Genomic DNA, 17,830 nt, shown 5'->3' with positions numbered 1-17,830 from the left:
GTGGATCGATGCGCTTCCAGGACCGACCCAATGTCTATCGCCAAAAGTTCGGTGGCTCGCCGTTCGGGCGGCGATTCTCCGGGTTGCTGCCGTGGATGTTCGTGGTCGGTGTGGTGATGGCCGTGGTGTTCGTATTCCGGCACGGCATGAACTGGCCCGTTCCGCATGACGGGCAGGAGCGAAAGAATGCAGAGGTCGTCCTGCAGCAGTCCGGCCATGCCGACAGTCGCGAGCCGGTCGATGTCATCCGGACCATTGACGGCGATACCTTCGTCGCGCGCCTTCGCGAGGGCAACGGCCGCGATCTCGTGGTGCGTGTCCGCCTGCGCGGTATCGACGCGCCCGAGATGAAAGCATCCTGTCAGGATGAGCTGAACAAGGCCGAAGCCGCGGCCCGTGCGCTGCGCGATCTGCTCGCCCAGGGTGGTGTGATCATCAGCAATCTTGGCCCCGACAAATATGGTCGCGTTCTTGCCGACGTCGCGACGAAGCGAACCGCCAACGTCTCGGCGGCGCTGCTCGCCGGCGGTTACGCGCGGAGCTACAATGGTGGCCACCGCGACGGCTGGTGCGCTCGCGGCTGGCGCTTCTGGTAACAAAAAAGCCGCGTCGTCGGACGCGGCTTAGGTGTCTTTATCTAGATCCCGGCAATCAGCGTGTCACGACCACCGTCGTGCCGACGGAGACGCGGCTGTAGAGATCGGTGATGTCGTCGTTGAGCATGCGGATGCAGCCATAGGAGACGAAGCCGCCGACCGAGCCCGGCACGTTGGTGCCGTGGATTGCGTATTCACCGCCGGCCAGCGTCATCGCCGCGACGCCCATCGGATTGCGTGGCGATCCGCCCGGGATCACGTCGGGAAGCTGCGGCTTGTCGCGCTTCACCTCGGCGGGCGGCGACCAGGCCGGATTGCGATATTTGCCGTCGATGCGGGTGGTGCCGGCCCACTGCTTGCCGGACTTGCCGACGCCGACCGGATAGCGCACGGCGTGACCGTTATCGAGGATGAGATAAAGCCGGCGCTCGTTGGTCTTGACCACGATGGTGCCGGGCGAATAGTCGGCCAGATGCGCTCCCACCATCTCCGGCCGCGCCTCCGCCGCCGTCGACATCAAGACCCCTGCCCCGATGGTGGCGGCCAGCGCCACTGCAATCCTCATCGACATCGATGCTTCCCCTCGCCCTAAACGGATCGTCCAAAATCTACGCAAACCCGGCAATCGGCTGCGTGCCCAGACATTCTTAACCGCGCCCGTTAACCGGATGGTTTCCACGCACGGCCGCAAAGGGCCCGCCAGCAGGGGGAACAAAGGAAATGTTCGAAATAAAGTAAATGACCTGAAAACAACACTTGGCTGGAAAGATGCGGCCACGCCGCCGCGCGCCCTGACAAGTGCGTGAGGGTGTGAACGGCTGTTGTTTTAGGGGTCGGCGCGAAAGGCAGCCTCGTCTCCCGGACAAGCGGAGCGCCTTAAGCGCTGCTGCGCAGAGCCGGGACCCAGCTCTTCTGTTGCGTGTGGCCGGATGGGCCCCGGCTCAGCAGCGCATCACTAACGTGCTGCGCTGCGTCCGGGGCACGAGAGCGGAGTCTACGCCTGCTTCCGGTTCTGCCGGTTCTTGACGAGATCGTCGACCACGGCGGGATCGGCCAGCGTCGAGGTGTCGCCCAGGCTGCCCGGCTCGTCCTCGGCGATCTTGCGCAGGATGCGGCGCATGATCTTGCCGGAGCGCGTCTTGGGCAGGCTTGGCGCGAACTGGATCTGGTCGGGCGAGGCGATCGGGCCGATTTCCTTGCGCACCCAGGTGACGAGCTCCTTGCGCAAATCCTCGGTCGGTTCGGTGCCGGCCATCAAGGTGACGTAGGCGTAGATGCCCTGGCCCTTGATGTCGTGCGGGAAGCCGACGACGGCGGCTTCCGAGACCTTCTCATGCGCCACCAGCGCACTCTCGACTTCCGCGGTGCCCATGCGATGGCCGCTGACGTTGATGACGTCGTCGACGCGGCCGGTGATCCAGTAATAGCCGTCGGCATCGCGGCGGCAGCCGTCGCCCGTGAAATACTTGCCCTTGTAGGTCGAGAAATAGGTCTGTTCGAAGCGGACGTGGTCGCCATAGACCGTGCGCATCTGGCCCGGCCATGACCGCGTCAGGCAGAGATTGCCCGATGTCTCGCCTTCCAGCACCTTGCCGTCGGCGTCGACGATTTCAGGCAGAACGCCGAAGAACGGCTGCGTTGCCGAGCCCGGCTTCAGCTTGGTCGCGCCCGGCAGCGGCGTGATCAGGATGCCGCCGGTCTCGGTCTGCCACCAGGTGTCGACGATCGGGCAGCGGTCGTCGCCGATGACGCGGTGATACCACTCCCAGGCTTCCGGATTGATCGGCTCGCCGACCGAGCCGAGCAGACGGAGTGAGGCGCGCGAGGTCTTCTTCACGGGCTCGTCGCCGCCCTGCATCAAGGCGCGGATCGCGGTCGGCGCGGTGTAGAAGATGTTGACCTTGTGCTTGTCGATGACGTTCCAGAAGCGCGAATTGTCCGGGTAATTCGGCACGCCTTCGAACATCAGCGTGGTCGCGCCGTTCGCCAGCGGCCCGTAGAGAATGTAGCTGTGGCCGGTGACCCAGCCGACGTCGGCGGTGCACCAGTAGACGTCGCCGTCGTGATAGTCGAAGACGTATTGATGCGTCATCGCGGCATAGACGAGATAGCCGCCCGAGGTGTGCAGCACGCCCTTGGGCTGGCCGGTCGAGCCCGAGGTGTAGAGGATGAACAGCGGATCCTCGGCGTGCATGTGCTCGACCGGGCATTCCGTCGTCACCATCGCTGCCGCCTCGTGATACCAGAGGTCGCGCGTCGGGTTCATGTCGATCTTGCCGCCGGTGCGCTTGACCACGACGACCCAGTCGACGCCGTCGGCCTTGGTGAGCGCCGCGTCGACATTGGCCTTCAGAGGCACCTTCTTGCCGCCGCGCAGGCCTTCGTCCGCGGTGATGATGATCTTGGATTGGCAGTCGTTGATGCGCTGGGCGAGGCTGTCGGGCGAGAAGCCCGCGAACACCACGGAGTGGATCGCGCCGATGCGTGCGCAGGCCAGCATCGCGTAGGCGGCCTCCGGGATCATCGGCAGGTAGATGGTGACGCGGTCGCCCTTCTTGACGTTGCGGGTGCGCAGGATGTTGGCCATCCGGCAGACCTCGTCGTGCAACTCCTTGTAGGTGATGTGCTTCGACTGTGAGGGGTCGTCGCCTTCCCAGATGATCGCGGTCTGGTTGCCGCGCTTGTGCAGATGGCGATCGATGCAGTTATGGGCGACGTTGAGGATGCCGTCCTCGAACCATTTGATCGAGACGTTGCCGGGCTCAAACGAGACGTTCTCGATTTTGGTCGGCGCATGCATCCAGTCGATGCGCTTGGCCTGTTCTGACCAGAAACCGTTCGGGTCCGAGATCGAGCGAGCGTACATCTCCTTGTATTTGGCTTGGTCGACCCAGGCGCGCTTTGCCCAATCCGCGGGGACGTCGTAGATCTTCTCGGACATACTTCCCTCCACATACGGCGGGCCGAACGCTAGCGACCGGCGAGCCGACTTGATCATTGAATGATTATGCGTCGGGCTAACCGGACCCGACAAGGACCACAAGCTGGACCTTCGACGGGCGGTCGGCCATGCGGAAGATCAAGGCCGACAGGTGCGACTGTCGCAAATCTGAAACAGGCCGGGGACGGCTTTCGGGCCTTTACCCAAATCCCCGGAACCGGGCCGCGCAGAGGCCCATGCACCCGCAGTAGGTATTTAGAAACCTTTCCTCACCGATTCGGGACTCGCAATACGGTTCGGAACACCCTAAATGGCCAACCCGGGTCCAACGAGACCCCTTGGAACAAAGATCAGAACAGCGGCATTGACCGATAACAGACAGGGCTAAGGCGTAACACTATGATGGATCAGCAGAATCTCGGGACGATGCGGCCCGCTTCAGCCGATCCTGCAGCTGTTGCGCTGGCCAAGGCCCTCGGACAATGGCCGAAGCCGGCCGCTTCTGGCCGTCCCAGCCCGAAAAAGGTCTTCGACACGGCGCCTGCGGCGACGGTCGAGGCGCTCGCCAGGGAACTGGGCCTGCGGCTCGGCGACCAGAACGAATTGAAGATCCGCCGCATCAAGCGCGGCAAGGGCTATTCCTTCGTCCGCCCCAACGGCGCCCACATCCGCGACGCCCGCACCATCCGCCGGCTGCACGCCATGGCGGTGCCGCCTGCCTATCGCGAGGTGCGCTACTCGGCCGATCCGAGCTCGCATCTCCAGGCCGTGGGCCGCGATGCCGCGGGCCGGCTGCAATATCGCTATCACGCCGATTGGGAGAAGGTCCGCGAGCACCGCAAGGCGCATCGCCTCGAGAAGCTCGTCGGCGCGCTGCCGAAGATCCGGCGCAAGGTCTCGGCGTTCCTGTCGGGCGACGAGCCGACGCGTGAATTCGCGCTCTCGGCGGTGATCGAATTGATCGCGCGCACCGCGATCCGCCCCGGCAACGAATCCTACGCCCGCCTCAACGGCACCCGCGGCGCGACCACGCTGCTGAAGTCCAACGTCACGCTGGAAGACGACTGCTTTGTGCTGACTTTCAAGGCGAAGGGCGGCAAGGCGGTGCGGAAGGAATGCGACGCGGCCAAGCTCGTGCGCGCCATCGGCATCCTGCGCGGCGTCCCCGGCAAGCGCATGTTCCAGTATCGCGACGCCTACGGCATCGTGCGCGCGGTCAATACGACCCAGGTGAATGCTTTCTTGCGCGAGATCGCCGGCATCAAGATTTCGCTGAAGGATTTTCGTACGTTGATGGCTTCTGCGGTCGTCGTCGAGTCCTTGTCGCGTATTACGCCGGCGACCAGCCAGCGCGGCCGCAAGAAGCAGGTGCTGGACGCGATCCGTGCCGCGGCCGACAAGCTCTCCAACACGCCGGCGATCTGCCGCAAGAGCTACGTCCACGACACCATCGTCACCGCCTTCGAGGACGGCATCCTCGAGCGCTTCGCCGCGACCATGAAGGGCCAGCGTTCACAGGCGAGGCGCGAGCAGCTGCTGGCGCAGGTGGTGGCGACAGCCGCGGTGTAGCGGCGCGCTGCCGTAGGGTGGGCAAAGGCGCGCTCTTCGCGCGCCGTGCCCACCATTTCTGCTGGGATGCTGGGATAGATGGTGGGCCCGGCGCAAGTGCGCCTTTGCCCACCCTACGAGCTACGTCTTCGTTGAAACACCATTGTCCGGACCGGGATCGCCGCCTGCGGCCGCGATCGTGAGCCGTTCCAGATAATGCGCCCATCCCGTTGCATGTGCGGCAGCCTGTTCCGCAGTCGGCAGGCCGCTATGGGTCATGCGCAGCAGCGTGCCGCCGTCGCGCTCGATCAGGTCGATCTCGATCAGACTCGAGCCGGGCGGCACTTCCTGGCCGCCCTCCCAGCCGAATGTGTAGGCCAGACGATGCACCGGCACGACCTCGCGAAAGGCGCCGCGGGCGCCGCCGCCCCGCGGGCCGACGCCCTTGAGCAGATAAAGCCCGCCGGGATGCGGCTCGGTGGTGGCGTCGGAGCCCATCCAGCTCAGGATCTTTTCGGGATCGGTCAGGTAGGCGAAAACGGTGGCACGCGGGGCCGCGATCTGGGTCTCGCGTCGCACTATGAACGGTTCGGTCATCGGCGATCATCCCTGGGCTGACCTTGGGACATGGCGGCGCCACAGCGGCCCGTCAAGGATTGCCCGTGACAAAGACCGCCCGCCTTCGTCATCATCGGACCATGCAACTCTCTCCGACCCTCGCCTGGCTTGTCGATGCCGCCTCGGATAGTTCCGGGGCCGACCGCCTGCTTGCGGAACTCGGCGCCCGTCTGGTCGCCGACGGCGTGCCGCTTGCGGCCGGCGCCCTGACGCTGGAGGTGCCGCATCCGCTGATCGCGAAACGCACCTGGCTGTGGCGCGCCGACGGCGGCCAGGTGATCGAAGCGCTCGGCTTCGCACCGGGCGGACTGGCACCGGACCCGCCCAACGATGCCGGCCGCCGCTGGCTGCGCGACATCGCAAGCGGGGAGGTGCATGAAGACGTCGTCGGACGGCCCGATGGGCCGCAGCTCGGCTGGATCGGGCCGCGTCCATTCACCGGCGACGAAATCGAGCGATTGCGCCAGGCCGCGCGCTTTGCTGCGACACCGCTCGCCGTGCTCGCTGCGCGCGCCACGCTACGGGCAACGCTGGATGCCTATCTGGGCAAGCGCAGCGCGGAGCGCGTGCTGGCAGCGCCGCTCCGGCGCGATCTCGGCGAGACCATTCAGGCCGCATTGCTCTATGCGGACCTGCGCAATTTCACGACCTTGTCTGAAGGCAATCCGCCTGCCGCTGTCATCGCGGCGCTCGATGCCTGGTTCGATCGCATTGCCGGCGCCGTTCACGCCTTCGGCGGCGAGGTGCTGAAATTCATCGGCGACGGCGTGCTCGCGATCTTTCCGGTGGTCGAGGCGTCACCACGCCGCGCGTGCGAGGCCGCGCTGCGTGCCGCAAGCGCAGCCGAGGCCGGGATGGCCTATCTCAACAAGGAGCGCCGCGCACTGGGATTGCCGCCGCTCGCATTCGGTGCTGCGCTTCATCTCGGCGAGATGCTGTGGGGCAATATCGGCGCCGCCAACCGGCTGGATTTCACGGCGATCGGTCCCGCCGTCAATCTCGCCAGCCGGCTCGAAGGATTGTGCAAGCCCTTGGGGCGAACCGTGCTGGTGTCGGGCGCGCTGGCCGCGGAGACCGACATGCCTCTGATCGCGCTCGGCTCGCATTCGCTGCGCGGCATTGCCGCGCCGTGCGAGGTGTTTGCACTGCCGGAGACGTGAGCTCCCCAGCCGTAGGGTGGGCAAAGGCGCGCTCTTCGCGCGCCGTACCCACCAGTCAACCGCGAGCCTTCATCTTGAATGGTGGGCACGCTTTCGCTTTGCCCACCCTACGAATCTGAACGCTAGATATGATTACATCCCGCCCATCTTGCAGACGAGCTTCCATTCTTCCGCCGTCACCGGCTGCACCGACAGGCGCGAATATTTCACCAGGGCCATCTCGGAGAGCTTCTTCTCGGCCTTGACTGCCGCCATCGTCACCGGCGTCTTCAGCGGCTTGTCGGCCTTGATGTCGACGCAGACGAACTTTTCGGTCTTGTCGGTCGGATCAAGGTAGGCCTCCTTGATGATCTCCGCGATGCCGACGATCTCCTTGCCCTCGTTGGAGTGATAGAAGAACGCCTTGTCGCCCTTCTTCATGGCGACGAGGTTCTGGCGCGCGGTGTAATTGCGCACGCCGGTCCAGGCCTCGCCCTTGGCGCCCTTTGCCACCTGCTGGTCCCAGGACCACACCGACGGTTCGGATTTCACCAGCCAGTAGTTCATCGCAACTTGCCCCGTTACGCCATTTCGCGTGCGAGATGTTTAGGACACGCGGATGCCCGCGACAAGCGCGGGCACCCGATATCCATCGCAGCGCTCATTCCTTCAGATGTCGATCGAAGAATCTTGCGATATCGGTGAAGGCCTCCCGCGTCTCCGGCGCATTGACGTTGAACTGGTACTGCGCGTGCGACTGGCCTTCATAGACGTTGAGATCGGCGGTCACACCGGCGCGGCGCAATTTGCGATGCGTGCGGACCGTGTTGCTGAGGAACAGATCGCGCGTGCCCGATGTCAGGATGGTCGGCGGAAAGCCCTTGAAGTCGCCGTAGATCGGCGAGATGTAGGGGTTCTTCAGGTCCGTTCCGTTGGCGTAGAGTTTTGCGGCGCGGCCGAGCCAGCCGTCCCAGGTCACCAGCACGTTGTCGACCCACTCATTGCTGGCATAGGTGTCGCCGACCTTGTCGATGTCGGACCACGGAGTGCCCGGCGCGATCGCCGCCGGCCTCTGTAGCTTCTCATCCTTGGCCCGCAGCACCATCGCCAGCGTCATCGCGCCGCCCGTCGAGGTCCCGAAGATCGCCATTCGCCGTGCGTCGTGGTCCCTGGTGACCTCCTTCCACACCGCCATCGCATCGTCCATCGCGGCGGGATAGGGGAAGTCGGGCGGCATGCGGTAGTCGACCGAGATCACCTTGAAGCCGCCAAAGCCCGCCATCATGATCGCTTCCGGTAACGCTGCCTCGCCGGGCCCGAACACGTAGCCGCCGCCATGGACGTGGACCAGAAGGCGTCGCCGGTTCTCGGCGGGAATCTTGTTCGGCGTGACGACGAAGCAATGCACGCCCGCGATCTTCGTCTCCTCGACCTTGACGCCGAGCTTCTCCTTCATCGCCGGAACATTGGCGATCGAGAGCTTGGCGCGGCGATCGATCAGCTCTTTCCAGTCGGCTGACGTCTTCGGGTCCGCATTGAAATGCGGCGGAAAGGGCGCGCCGATCATGGCCTGCATGTCGGAGGAGACCTCATTGGCAGGATTGACGATCGATTTGACCGGTGCGACCCGCTTGCCGTTTTCGGCATTGGCCGCCGCCTCGCTTTTGGCGAGGTCGTCGTAGGACGGTGCGGCCTGGGTGTAGGCGGCGGTGGGTAAGGTGATGGCGGCAAGTGTGATGATGGCGATCGATGCGATCGCGTGATGCGGTTTGCGCATGCGTTTCTTCCCCTGGATCCGTTTCGTTGTTGTTGGACCGGGATCCTGCGGTGTGCCGCTAGGCTAGACCAGCGTGCACGGACGGAGAAGTGCTACCTGCTATGCGCAGGCCGTCGTCATTCCTCGGCCTTGAACGGCCGTGTCAGCAGCCCTTCGATCGCGGCGTCGATCGTCAACCTGCCGTCCAGGATGGCGGCGACCGCCTGCGAGACCGGCATGTCGACGCTTCGCGAGGCCGCGAGCTCGACCAGCACCGGCGCGGTGAATGCGCCTTCGGCAAGCTTGCCCGCCGGCGCGGCCTCTCCGCGACCGAGCGCGATCCCGAGCGCAAAATTGCGCGATTGCGCGGTCGAGCAGCTCAGCAAGAGGTCGCCGAGGCCTGAGAGGCCCGAGAGCGTTTCCGCGCGCGCGCCGCAGGCGCGACCGAGCCGCGCTAGCTCGCTGAAGCCGCGCGTGGTCAGCGCGGCGAGCGCGGAAGCGCCGAGGTTGCGGCCGACCACGATGCCCGCGGCGATCGCCAGCACGTTCTTGGCTGCGCCGCCGATCTCGACGCCGCGGATATCCGTCGTGTGATAGGGCCGGAACGTCGCCGACCCCAGCGCCTGCACCAGACTGCTGGCCAGCGCCTCGTCCTTCGCCGCCAGCGTCACCGCAGTCGGCAGGCCGCGCGCGACGTCGTCGGCAAAGCTCGGGCCCGACAGGATCGCCGGCTGCGCGTGCGGCGCGGCCTCCGTGATGATTTCGGTCATGAATTTGTGGGTGCCGTGCTCGATGCCTTTGGCGCACGCCACGAGCGGAATCGGCTTGGAGAGGTGCGAGGCCAGCATGTTGACGGCACCGCGCAGATGCTGTGCCGGCGTTGCAATCAGCAGCATCTCGGCGCGCGCAGCGAGTGCGAGATCGTTCGTCACGACGATCTCTGGAGCAAGCGGCACGCCGGGCAGCCGCGGATTATCGCGGGTCGCGGCGATCCGCGCGGCATGCTCGGCATTGCGCGCCCACAGCGTGACGTTCCGTCCCGCCCGTGCCGCCACGGTTGCGAGCGCCGTGCCCCAGGCGCCTGCTCCGATCACCGCGACGGAATGGAACGTAGTCATGGTTAGAAGCCCGCCCGCGTCTTGCCGTAGCCGGCCGGCGCCGTCGCGTTCGCATCGAGCAGCCAGCGTGCGCGAGGCTGTGCTTCCATCGTGTCGGTCAGGCCAAGCGCAAGGCGTTCGGCGCCGGCCCAGGCGATCATCGCGCCATTGTCGGTGCAGAGCGCTGGCGGCGGCATGATCAGCTGCGTCCCGGCTTGCCGCGCAACGTCATGCAGGGCGCCGCGGATCGCCTGGTTGGCGGCGACGCCGCCGGCGGCGACGAGTGCGCGCGGTGCGCCGAACTGTTCGCGGAAGAGTCTGAGACCGACGCTCAAGCGGTCGGCGGTCGCATCAAGCACGGCGGCCTGAAAACTCGCGCAGAGATCGCTGATATCCTGCGGCGTGATCTCGGCTAACCGGCTCGCCTCGTTGCGCACCGCCGTCTTCAATCCCGACAGCGAGAAATTGGCGTCGGGGCGTCCCAGCATCGGCCGCGGCAACGCAAAGCGCGTGGCATCGCCATTCGCCGCCGCGCGCTCGACCTGCGGGCCGCCGGGATAGGGCAGGCCCAGCATCTTCGCGACCTTGTCGAAGGCCTCGCCGATCGCGTCGTCGACGGTGGTGCCGAGCCGCACATACTGGCCGACGCCGGTGACCGCGACGATCTGGGTATGGCCGCCGGAGGCGAGGAAGAGGCAATACGGGAATTCGATTCCGTCGGTGAGGCGGGGCGTCAGCGCATGCGCCTCCAGATGGTTCACCGCGACCAGCGGCGTGTCGTGGACCATCGCGATCGCCTTCGCGGTGGTGAGCCCGACGATGACACCGCCGATCAGCCCGGGTCCCGCCGCGGCTGCGACGCCGTCGAGCTGGGCATAGTCGATACCGGCCTCGTGCATGGCGCGGTCGATGATCCCGTCGAGGACGTCGACATGGGCACGCGCGGCGATCTCGGGCACGACGCCGCCGAAGCGGGCGTGCTCCTCGATCTGCGACCGCACGATATTGGACAGGATCTTGCCGCTGCCGTCGGGCGCGCGCTCGATCACCGCCGCGGCGGTCTCGTCGCAGGTGGTTTCGATGCCCAATACCAGCATTGGCGAATTGTTATCCAATTTGCGGCCTTGCGCTCATCCGTAAAGCAGAGTTCTGGTACGTCCGGTAGCATTCCGGGGTCGGCTTGCGCAATCGTCACGCGCAGCCGTCCTCGTGGAGGCGTCGCCGCCAATTGGTTCGGGAACACCTGCGATGTCCATTCTTGTCACACGGCCGCATCCCGACAATGAGGCGACGGCGGAAAATCTGCGTGCCCGGGGTCATGTTGTGCTGCTCGCGCCGGTGCTCAAGTTCGAGCCGGTCGCCTTCCATGACGAGAGCGAGGCGGGCTACGGTGCCGTCATCGTCACGTCGGCCAATGCGATCCGTGCCGTCGGGCCACAAATGCGGGATCTTGGCCTCCTGGAGCTGCCGCTCTTTGCGGTTGGCGAACATACTGCGGCGATTGCGCGCGACGCCGGCTTTGCCGAGGTCATCGTCGCAGGCGGCGATGCCGCGGCCTTGCGCGACAAGGTGCTGCAGAGCGCGCGCGACAAGCTGCTGAAGAAAAAGAGTACGTTGCTTTATCTCGCCGGCGCGGATCTGTCGCGGGATCTTGGCGGCGAGCTCGGCGCGGAGGGCTTTAGCGTGGTGACGCAGACGTCCTATCGCATGGCGCCGGTCAAGCATCTGCCGCGCGAGGTCTGCGAGGGCTTTGCCGCCCACGGGGTCGAGGCGGTGCTGCACTACTCCCGGCGTAGCGCGCGGGCTTTCCTGGATGCGGCGCGAGACGAGGGCGTCGAAATCTCGGCGCTGGCAATTCCGCAATGCTGCCTGTCCGAGACGGTCGCCAGCGTGCTGCGCGATGCCGGTGCGTCGCAGGTTCTGGTGGCTGCGACGCCGGACGAAAATGCCTTATTCGACACCTTGGAGCGTGCTTTGCGCACCCGTTTGGCGTAAGAGGTCGGGCCGAATCCGACGCAATCGGGTCCATTTAGGGCATGTAAGTGTGAGGAACCGTCACGATGGCCGACGACAAGCCTGAAGACGCAGGATTGGCTCCCGACACCGGTCGTGCCAAGCGCACTCCGCCCACCATCGACCTCGAGGCGACCGAAGTCTCGACCCAGGCGCAGGACACGGCTGCCGAGCCCGAGGCTCCGCCGGCATCGGACCAGGTTGCGCACGGGCAAGCCAATTTCGAAGAGGCCAAGTCGGATGAGGCCAAGTCGGATGAGGTCAAGGGGGAAGAGGCCAAGGCCGGGCCCCGGCACGAGCCCGCCGAGGAGAAGCCTGTTGCACCCGCGCCCGTATCGCCCTGGGTGATCGCTCCGTTGTCCGGCGCCGTCGCAGCGGCGATCGTGATCGCGGTCGGCTGGATGCTGGGCTGGCCCGCGGTGCAGGCGCCGCCGGCCGCACCGCAGGTGACGAGCGCGACGGTCGATGCGTTGAGCGGACGTGTCGCAGCTGTCGAAGCCAGGGCGGGCAAGCCCGCTGCCGATCCGGCCATGGCGGCACGGATCGACGAGCTGGAGAAATCCGCCAGCGGTCTGCGTAGTGATATCGCCAATCTGCGCGCGCAGTCCGACAAGACCGCGAGCGCGTTGAACGATGCGAAATCGGCGCCGCGCGCTGCCGCACCTGATCTTGCTGCTCTCAGCGAGCGCATCGCCCAGCTCGAGCGCGCCAGCAAGACCGAACGTGCCGAGCTCGCGCAGCGGGGCGAGAAGATCGCCGACAACAAGGCAATGGACGACAAGCCGCTGCGCCATGTGGTGGCGGCTGCTCTGCTCGACGTCGCCGTTCGCCACGGCGACGCCTACGAATCGCAACTGGCCGCAGCGCGGTCGCTGGCAGCAAAGCCCGAGACGCTGAAGCCGCTCGACACCTTTGCATCGTCAGGCATCCCGACGCCGGTCGCGCTGAGCCGCGAGCTCCTCAACATCGTGCCGAAACTGTCGCCGCCGGCGGAAGCCCAGACCAGCGGCACCGGCATCGTCGAGCGTCTCCAGGCCGGTGCGTCGAAACTCGTCCGCATCGAACGCACCGACGGCGTCGGCAATGATCGCGGCGCCATCGTCGCGCGGGTGACGGCGGCGGCGCTGCGCAACGATTTCGCGGAGGCGCGGCGCGAGCTGAAGACGCTGCCCGAGGCCGATCGCGCACCGGCGCAGGCCTGGCTCGACAAGGCCGATGCCCGCGACGCCGCGCTCGCCGCGTCCCGCAAATTCGCAGATGATGCCATGGCGGATCTCGCCAAGTCGGCTCCGGTCAAGCCTGCTCAATAAGATTCGCGCAACAATCCGCGCGTATAGGGATCGCCATGCTTCGGATCGTCCTCTTCCTCGTTCTGATCGCGCTCGTGGGCGCCGGCGCGGCCTGGGTTGCCGACCAGCCCGGCGAGGTCGTGATGACCTGGGGCGGTTTTCGGGCCTCGCCGACCATTCCGGTGTTCGTGCTCGGCCTCGGCATATTCGCGGTAGCGATCGTCGTGCTCTGGAGCATCGTGACGACGATCTGGCGAACGCCGGGACGTCTGCGCCGCCGCCGGCACGAAAAGCGCCACGCGCGGGGCCGCCACGCCATCACCCATGGCCTGCTCGCGATCGGCCATGGCGACACCGCGCTCGCCCGGCGGCACGCGGAAGCGGCGCGGCGGCATGCGCCGAACGATCCGCTGGCGCTTCTCCTGCATGCGCAATCGGCGCAGCTCGACGGCAATCGCGACGAAGCACAGCGCGTCTTCCGCGCCATGGCCGAGCGCGAGGATACGCGCCTGCTTGGCCTGCGCGGCCTGTTCATCGAGGCGCAGCGCGCCGACGATGCGGTCGGCGCCGTGATGATCGCGGAGGAAGCGATCAAGCTGTCGCCGTCCTCGACCTGGGCTTCCCACGCGGTGCTCGGCTTCCGCTGCGCACGCGGCGACTGGAGCGGTGCGCTCGCGATCCTCGATTCGAATCTGTCCACCGGACTGATCGACAAGCGGGCCCATCGCCGGCAGCGCGGCGTGCTGCTCACGGCACGCGCGCTGGAATTGGAAAAGATGGACCGCGACGTCGCGCGCGAGAGCGTGATGGACGCGATCAAGCTCGCGCCGACGCTGGTCCCCGCCGCGGTGCTCGCCGCGAAGTTCGAGAGCGAGGCGCATCAGGTGCGCCGGGCCATGAAGCTGGTGGAAGCCGCCTGGCTCGCCAATCCGCATCCCGATCTAGCCGACGCCTATGCCCACGTGAAGCTCGGCGATTCCGCGCGGCAGCGCCTGCAGCGGGTCGAGACGCTCGCCGCCAAGACGTCTGCAGACAAGCCCGGCCATGTCGAAGGCCAGCTCGCGATCGCGCGCGCCGCGATCGATGCCTCCGAGTTCACCCGCGCGCGCGAGGTGCTCGCGCCTTACGTCAACGACCCGACCCAGCGCGTCGCGCTGCTGATGGCCGAGATCGAGCGCGCCGAGCATGGCGATAGCGGCCGGGCCCGTGCCTGGACCTTGCGCGCAGTGCGCGCCCGCCACGATCCCGCCTGGACCGCGGACGGCTATGTCAGCGACCGCTGGCGGCCGGTGTCCCCGGTCACCGGCCGCCTCGACGCCTTCCAGTGGCAGACGCCGGTTGCGAGCCTGCCGTCCGGCAGGGGTGCCACGATCGAATCCTCGGCGTTCGAGGAAGCCATGCTGGCCGCCCCGCCGCCGAAGCGGGTGACGGTAAGCCCGAGCGAGAGCCCGGTGGAACCGGCCGTGACGGCGCCCGCTCCCGCGCCCGCCGCACAGGACAATTCACCCCCGGCTGCCCTGGAAGAGCCCGCGGCCACGGCCGCCGAACCGGTCAAACCGGCCCCCGAGCCTGCCGAATCAACGCCGCCGGCGGCAACGCCGGTGTTCCGGGCCCGCGCCGACCTCGGCAAACCGGCCCCGATCCCCGCCGTCATCCCGATCGTCCGCGCGCCTGACGATCCCGGGATCGATGACGAGGGCCCCAGCGATGAATTTGCGGAACAAATCGGCACGCCCAAAGCCCAGGCTGGTGGCTGGCGCGGATTCTGGTCCCGCTGGGGCGCGTGAAGCGCATTTCGGACCCGGCTTGTCCTTGCCAATTCGGGCCATGCCCGATATCAGGAGCGCGTATCGGGGCCGGCATTGCTCGGTCCCGGCAGGGTTTGCCGCAATAGCTCAGTTGGTAGAGCACGTCATTCGTAATGACGGGGTCGGGGGTTCGAATCCCTCTTGCGGCACCAGCACCCCGGTTCATCCGATCCTCGCAAGCCCGGCGTTTTTGACCTGTGCATCCGCATGGGCGCACGGTTCACGATCGCACGGCAGGCTGGGTGATCGCGATCACAGAACCCCAGGTCCGCCTTCCGTAGTCTCCCCGTCACGCCAATACGGGGAGATTTCACATGCGCAAGATCATTCTGGTTGCCGCCATGGTGCTGGTTTCTGCATCGGCTCAGGCTGGCGGCTCCCGCAGCCTTTCGCTGTCCGCGGCGAGCGAGCACGCAGCCACTCCGCCAGCCATCACAACCGCCACCGCCGCGACGCAGGTGAGCGAGGCAGCTCCCGTCACCGACGCTCCGAAATATGTTGATCGTCCGCCGGCGGTCGCAGCCCCTGCGCCCGTGGCGACCACCCCTGTCGTTGCCTCCACATCGTCAGCGCCGGTGACGACCAAGTCCACCACCAGGACGACGGCCAAGGCGGACAAGCCGAAGCCGAAGCGCTGGACCGAACGCCGCATCGTCAGCGAGCTGCATCGCCACGGCATCTACTGGTGAGCTGCAAAGCAAATGGCCGGGCAAGAGCCCGGCCATGCGTGTATTGAGGAGCGCTGCTGGTTCGCGCTTACTGCGAAACCGTCTGCACCACGCTCGAGATCGGGCGCGCGTTCGTCGCAGCGGTCGGCACCTTGAGATCCTTCATCAGCGCCTCGTCATATTCCGGCAGCGTCTGAAGCGTCGTCTTGGCCTTCATCTGGACGACCTTGTAGCCGCCGGCCTTCAGGCGCGCGAGCAGCGTCGGCAGTGCTTCGCCGGTGTGCTTCTGGAAGTCATGCATCAGGATGATGCCCTTGCCGAGCTTGTCGAGCCTGGTCATCACGGTCTCGACGATCTTCTCCGGCGTCGCGCCCTTCCTGAAGTCGAAGGAGTCGATGTCGGTCGAGAACATCGCGACGTTGCGGGTGCCGAAATAATTCACGATCGCCGGATTGTGCTGAAGCTGCGGGAAGCGGAAGAACGGCGCCGGATTGGTGCCGAGCGCGTATTTCACCGCGCTAAAGCCCTTCTCGACCTCATCCTTGGCTTGGCTCTCCGTCATCTTCTTGCCGTTCAGATTGACGTGAGACCAGGTGTGCGTGCCGACGGTGTGGCCCTGTGCCAGCACCTGGCGCAGAATCTCCGGATGATAGGTCGCATGCTTGCCGACCGAGAAGAACAGGCCCTTGGTGCATTCGTCCGCGAGCGCCTTGAGCACGGCGGGCGTGTTGTTCGGCCACGGACCGTCGTCGAAGGTCAGCACGACCTCCTTCTCGGTGAGGAAGTCGAACTGCTTGAAGTGATCGAAGCCGAAGCCGGGGCCGCCGGTGGTGTCGATCTCGACCACGCGGGCGACGCCCAAAGCGTTCGGATTGGCGCAGGCCTGCTTCGGCTGAACTGGCGCGACCGGAGCGGGCGCAGGCGCGGGTGCCTGGGCAACTGCCGTTGGCTTCGCCGCGATCGTCGCGGTGGTCGCGACGTCGTCCCTGGCGGCGATTTTCGCCTGTGCCGGCAATTGATCGGCGGCACGGGCGGCAACTGTCTTGGGAGCACCCTGATCGGCGCTCATGGAATAATAAAACCAACCGCCGGCGGCGATCACGACCGCCGCAACTACACTGGCCAGCATCAGGCCCAACGCATTACGCATCGCTACTCTTTCCAATTACGCAACCAAACCGGCGGAATCCCCCGCGCGACGAGCCATTAATGCGAAGGAACAGTTAACGTGACACCAACACGACAGCGGATGCGGTGGAATTTCAGCGAGGTGCGCCAAAGTGACCGAAGTCACAGAGGGTGGGGCTCCCGTGACCGTCATCACAGTGGAAACTGTTTTGCTGGAGCATCGTAGTTCCCATTAACAACGGGCCCGCCACGGCGGTGCCAATGGGAGCTTCAAATGACCAAGTCGTTCACTGCCAAGTCCCTGAGTAGCAAGATCCGCGACACCGGCCTGGCACTGGGCTTTGCCGCCATCGTCTCGATCGTCTCGATCGTCTCGACGACCTCGAGCTTCGCCTTCTCGGCCGAAGCGCAGCAGCAGTGCACCGGCGATGCCTTCCGCCTGTGCTCGTCGGAAATCCCGAACATTCCGAAGATCACCGCGTGCATGATGAAGCATCGCTCGGATCTGAGCGCCGGTTGCCGCGCCGTGATGGACAAGGACCTCGCCAAGGGCGCCTCACGCAAGGTCGCTGACGCCCAGGACAGTCAGTAAGCACGCGCAACCACGAGCGTTGCGTCGGTTAGCTCCCCTCGCGATGTGCCCCGGCGTCAAGCCGGGGCCACGCGGCGCTGATCGCCAGACAATAAAGCCGTTGCGGCTCCGGGATCGTCGCACTAGCTTCGCCCGCACATCTCAAGGGTAGAGGCATTAAGCGATGACCAGATTTCTTTTCATTTTTCCTTTGCTCCTGTGCGCATCGAGCGCGTCGGCGCAACAGCAGCCCGGCCACGATGCCTGCGCGCGCGACGTCACGCGCTTCTGCCGTCCCGTGATGAACAATGGTGATCAGGCCGTGCTCGCCTGCCTGAAGCAGAACCGCACGCGGCTGAGCAAGGGCTGCGACAAGGTGCTGACCGAGCACGGGCAGTGACCTTTGTCGTCCCGGCCTAGTTGTGGTCTCTCAGGAGGTTGTCCATCTGGTCTGAACCGAGGAAGCTGAGGTTGCGAAGCTTCAGTGTTCCAAGGAGAGACCAGATGAACGTCCACAAGAATGCGCCTTTAACGCCTAAAGGTCGAGAGGCGATGGTCCGAAGCGTGGTCGAGGGCGGGCTGAGCCAGGCCGACGCGGCTTTCCAATTCAACACGACGCCGAAGACCGTTGCCAAATGGGTCAAGCGGTTCCGCGCAG

The 17,830-nt window shown here is 65.9% G+C and carries 18 protein-coding genes and 1 tRNA gene; 11 read left to right on the top strand and 8 right to left on the bottom strand.

Annotation, left to right across the window (positions count from 1 at the left end; all coding sequences use genetic code 11):
* Positions 1–8 precede the first annotated feature (8 nt).
* Positions 9–596 carry a thermonuclease family protein gene (locus tag RAD15_RS10055; protein WP_458176834.1) on the top strand — a complete coding sequence of 196 codons (588 nt, stop codon included), beginning with the start codon at positions 9–11 and terminating at the stop codon, positions 594–596.
* A gap of 55 nt (positions 597–651) precedes the next feature.
* Here RAD15_RS10055 and RAD15_RS10050 read toward each other — a convergent pair whose 3' ends face one another.
* Positions 652–1,167 carry a L,D-transpeptidase gene (locus RAD15_RS10050; RefSeq protein WP_458176832.1) on the bottom strand — a complete coding sequence of 172 codons (516 nt, stop codon included), beginning with the start codon at positions 1,165–1,167 and terminating at the stop codon, positions 652–654.
* A gap of 423 nt (positions 1,168–1,590) precedes the next feature.
* A complete protein-coding gene (gene acs / locus RAD15_RS10045; protein WP_458176831.1) occupies positions 1,591–3,537 on the bottom strand; it encodes an acetate--CoA ligase in 1,947 nt (648 codons plus the stop codon).
* Between the two features lie 399 nt (positions 3,538–3,936).
* Between acs and RAD15_RS10040 the strand changes: the two genes are divergently transcribed.
* Positions 3,937–5,106: a DNA topoisomerase IB gene (locus RAD15_RS10040; RefSeq protein ID WP_458176829.1), complete on the top strand. Its 1,170-nt coding sequence runs from the start codon at positions 3,937–3,939 to the stop codon at positions 5,104–5,106.
* Between the two features lie 120 nt (positions 5,107–5,226).
* Here RAD15_RS10040 and RAD15_RS10035 read toward each other — a convergent pair whose 3' ends face one another.
* Positions 5,227–5,682 (bottom strand): SRPBCC family protein, encoded by a 456-nt coding sequence (locus RAD15_RS10035; protein WP_458176827.1) that lies wholly within the window; start codon positions 5,680–5,682, stop codon positions 5,227–5,229.
* Between the two features lie 101 nt (positions 5,683–5,783).
* Here RAD15_RS10035 and RAD15_RS10030 point away from each other — a divergent pair, with 101 nt between their 5' ends.
* Entirely contained in the window at positions 5,784–6,863 is a 1,080-nt protein-coding gene (locus tag RAD15_RS10030; protein WP_458177387.1) for an adenylate/guanylate cyclase domain-containing protein, read from the top strand.
* A 132-nt stretch (positions 6,864–6,995) separates the two neighbouring features.
* On the opposite strand, the gene RAD15_RS10025 is transcribed toward RAD15_RS10030, so the two are convergent.
* The 4 genes from RAD15_RS10025 to tsaD form a co-directional block, all read right to left on the bottom strand.
* Positions 6,996–7,409, bottom strand: a complete 414-nt coding sequence (locus RAD15_RS10025; RefSeq protein ID WP_458176825.1) for an EVE domain-containing protein — start codon at positions 7,407–7,409, stop codon at positions 6,996–6,998.
* Between the two features lie 94 nt (positions 7,410–7,503).
* Positions 7,504–8,619 carry an alpha/beta hydrolase gene (locus RAD15_RS10020; RefSeq protein WP_458176823.1) on the bottom strand — a complete coding sequence of 372 codons (1,116 nt, stop codon included), beginning with the start codon at positions 8,617–8,619 and terminating at the stop codon, positions 7,504–7,506.
* A 116-nt stretch (positions 8,620–8,735) separates the two neighbouring features.
* Positions 8,736–9,716, bottom strand: coding sequence for an NAD(P)H-dependent glycerol-3-phosphate dehydrogenase (locus RAD15_RS10015; protein ID WP_458176821.1), 981 nt, complete (start codon positions 9,714–9,716; stop codon positions 8,736–8,738).
* A gap of 2 nt (positions 9,717–9,718) precedes the next feature.
* Positions 9,719–10,792 carry a tRNA (adenosine(37)-N6)-threonylcarbamoyltransferase complex transferase subunit TsaD gene (gene tsaD / locus RAD15_RS10010; protein WP_458176820.1) on the bottom strand — a complete coding sequence of 358 codons (1,074 nt, stop codon included), beginning with the start codon at positions 10,790–10,792 and terminating at the stop codon, positions 9,719–9,721.
* A 151-nt stretch (positions 10,793–10,943) separates the two neighbouring features.
* On the opposite strand from tsaD, the gene RAD15_RS10005 reads away from it, so the two are divergent.
* The 5 genes from RAD15_RS10005 (at position 10,944) to RAD15_RS09985 (ending at position 15,494) form a co-directional block, all read left to right on the top strand.
* On the top strand, positions 10,944–11,690 hold the full coding sequence (locus RAD15_RS10005) for a uroporphyrinogen-III synthase (protein ID WP_458176818.1): 747 nt from the start codon (positions 10,944–10,946) through the stop codon (positions 11,688–11,690).
* Between the two features lie 65 nt (positions 11,691–11,755).
* On the top strand, positions 11,756–13,018 hold the full coding sequence (locus tag RAD15_RS10000; protein WP_458176816.1) for a COG4223 family protein: 1,263 nt from the start codon (positions 11,756–11,758) through the stop codon (positions 13,016–13,018).
* A 35-nt stretch (positions 13,019–13,053) separates the two neighbouring features.
* Positions 13,054–14,784, top strand: coding sequence for a heme biosynthesis HemY N-terminal domain-containing protein (locus RAD15_RS09995; RefSeq protein ID WP_458176814.1), 1,731 nt, complete (start codon positions 13,054–13,056; stop codon positions 14,782–14,784).
* A 97-nt stretch (positions 14,785–14,881) separates the two neighbouring features.
* Positions 14,882–14,957: transfer RNA gene (locus tag RAD15_RS09990), tRNA-Thr, on the top strand.
* Positions 14,958–15,119: 162 nt separating this feature from the next.
* Positions 15,120–15,494, top strand: coding sequence for a hypothetical protein (locus RAD15_RS09985; protein ID WP_458176812.1), 375 nt, complete (start codon positions 15,120–15,122; stop codon positions 15,492–15,494).
* 67 nt (positions 15,495–15,561) lie between these two features.
* Here the strand turns inward: RAD15_RS09985 and RAD15_RS09980 are convergent, their stop codons facing one another.
* Positions 15,562–16,623 (bottom strand): polysaccharide deacetylase family protein, encoded by a 1,062-nt coding sequence (locus RAD15_RS09980; RefSeq protein WP_458176810.1) that lies wholly within the window; start codon positions 16,621–16,623, stop codon positions 15,562–15,564.
* A 252-nt stretch (positions 16,624–16,875) separates the two neighbouring features.
* Between RAD15_RS09980 and RAD15_RS09975 the strand changes: the two genes are divergently transcribed.
* From RAD15_RS09975 to RAD15_RS09965, 3 genes are all read left to right on the top strand, one after another.
* Positions 16,876–17,193, top strand: coding sequence for a hypothetical protein (locus RAD15_RS09975; protein WP_458176808.1), 318 nt, complete (start codon positions 16,876–16,878; stop codon positions 17,191–17,193).
* Between the two features lie 163 nt (positions 17,194–17,356).
* Entirely contained in the window at positions 17,357–17,572 is a 216-nt protein-coding gene (locus RAD15_RS09970; protein WP_458176806.1) for a hypothetical protein, read from the top strand.
* 104 nt (positions 17,573–17,676) lie between these two features.
* Positions 17,677–17,830: helix-turn-helix domain-containing protein (locus tag RAD15_RS09965; protein ID WP_458177385.1), on the top strand; the 154-nt coding region annotated here is incomplete at its 3' end.

The organism is Bradyrhizobium sp. 14AA (assembly GCF_054185205.1).
This window is presented reverse-complemented; position numbering and strand designations above follow the sequence as displayed.

Coding starts and splice junctions, on each gene's coding strand:
- RAD15_RS09970 (WP_458176806.1), top strand. CDS start 17,357: ATGACCAGATTTCTTTTCATTTTTCCTTTGCTCCTGTGCGCATCGAGC.
- RAD15_RS10000 (WP_458176816.1), top strand. CDS start 11,756: ATGGCCGACGACAAGCCTGAAGACGCAGGATTGGCTCCCGACACCGGT.
- RAD15_RS10005 (WP_458176818.1), top strand. CDS start 10,944: ATGTCCATTCTTGTCACACGGCCGCATCCCGACAATGAGGCGACGGCG.
- RAD15_RS10050 (WP_458176832.1), bottom strand. CDS start 1,167: ATGTCGATGAGGATTGCAGTGGCGCTGGCCGCCACCATCGGGGCAGGG.
- RAD15_RS10015 (WP_458176821.1), bottom strand. CDS start 9,716: ATGACTACGTTCCATTCCGTCGCGGTGATCGGAGCAGGCGCCTGGGGC.
- RAD15_RS09985 (WP_458176812.1), top strand. CDS start 15,120: ATGCGCAAGATCATTCTGGTTGCCGCCATGGTGCTGGTTTCTGCATCG.
- RAD15_RS10030 (WP_458177387.1), top strand. CDS start 5,784: ATGCAACTCTCTCCGACCCTCGCCTGGCTTGTCGATGCCGCCTCGGAT.
- RAD15_RS10040 (WP_458176829.1), top strand. CDS start 3,937: ATGATGGATCAGCAGAATCTCGGGACGATGCGGCCCGCTTCAGCCGAT.
- RAD15_RS09980 (WP_458176810.1), bottom strand. CDS start 16,623: ATGCGTAATGCGTTGGGCCTGATGCTGGCCAGTGTAGTTGCGGCGGTC.
- RAD15_RS09995 (WP_458176814.1), top strand. CDS start 13,054: ATGCTTCGGATCGTCCTCTTCCTCGTTCTGATCGCGCTCGTGGGCGCC.
- RAD15_RS10020 (WP_458176823.1), bottom strand. CDS start 8,619: ATGCGCAAACCGCATCACGCGATCGCATCGATCGCCATCATCACACTT.
- tsaD (WP_458176820.1), bottom strand. CDS start 10,792: ATGCTGGTATTGGGCATCGAAACCACCTGCGACGAGACCGCCGCGGCG.
- RAD15_RS10055 (WP_458176834.1), top strand. CDS start 9: ATGCGCTTCCAGGACCGACCCAATGTCTATCGCCAAAAGTTCGGTGGC.
- RAD15_RS10035 (WP_458176827.1), bottom strand. CDS start 5,682: ATGACCGAACCGTTCATAGTGCGACGCGAGACCCAGATCGCGGCCCCG.
- RAD15_RS09975 (WP_458176808.1), top strand. CDS start 16,876: ATGACCAAGTCGTTCACTGCCAAGTCCCTGAGTAGCAAGATCCGCGAC.
- acs (WP_458176831.1), bottom strand. CDS start 3,537: ATGTCCGAGAAGATCTACGACGTCCCCGCGGATTGGGCAAAGCGCGCC.
- RAD15_RS10025 (WP_458176825.1), bottom strand. CDS start 7,409: ATGAACTACTGGCTGGTGAAATCCGAACCGTCGGTGTGGTCCTGGGAC.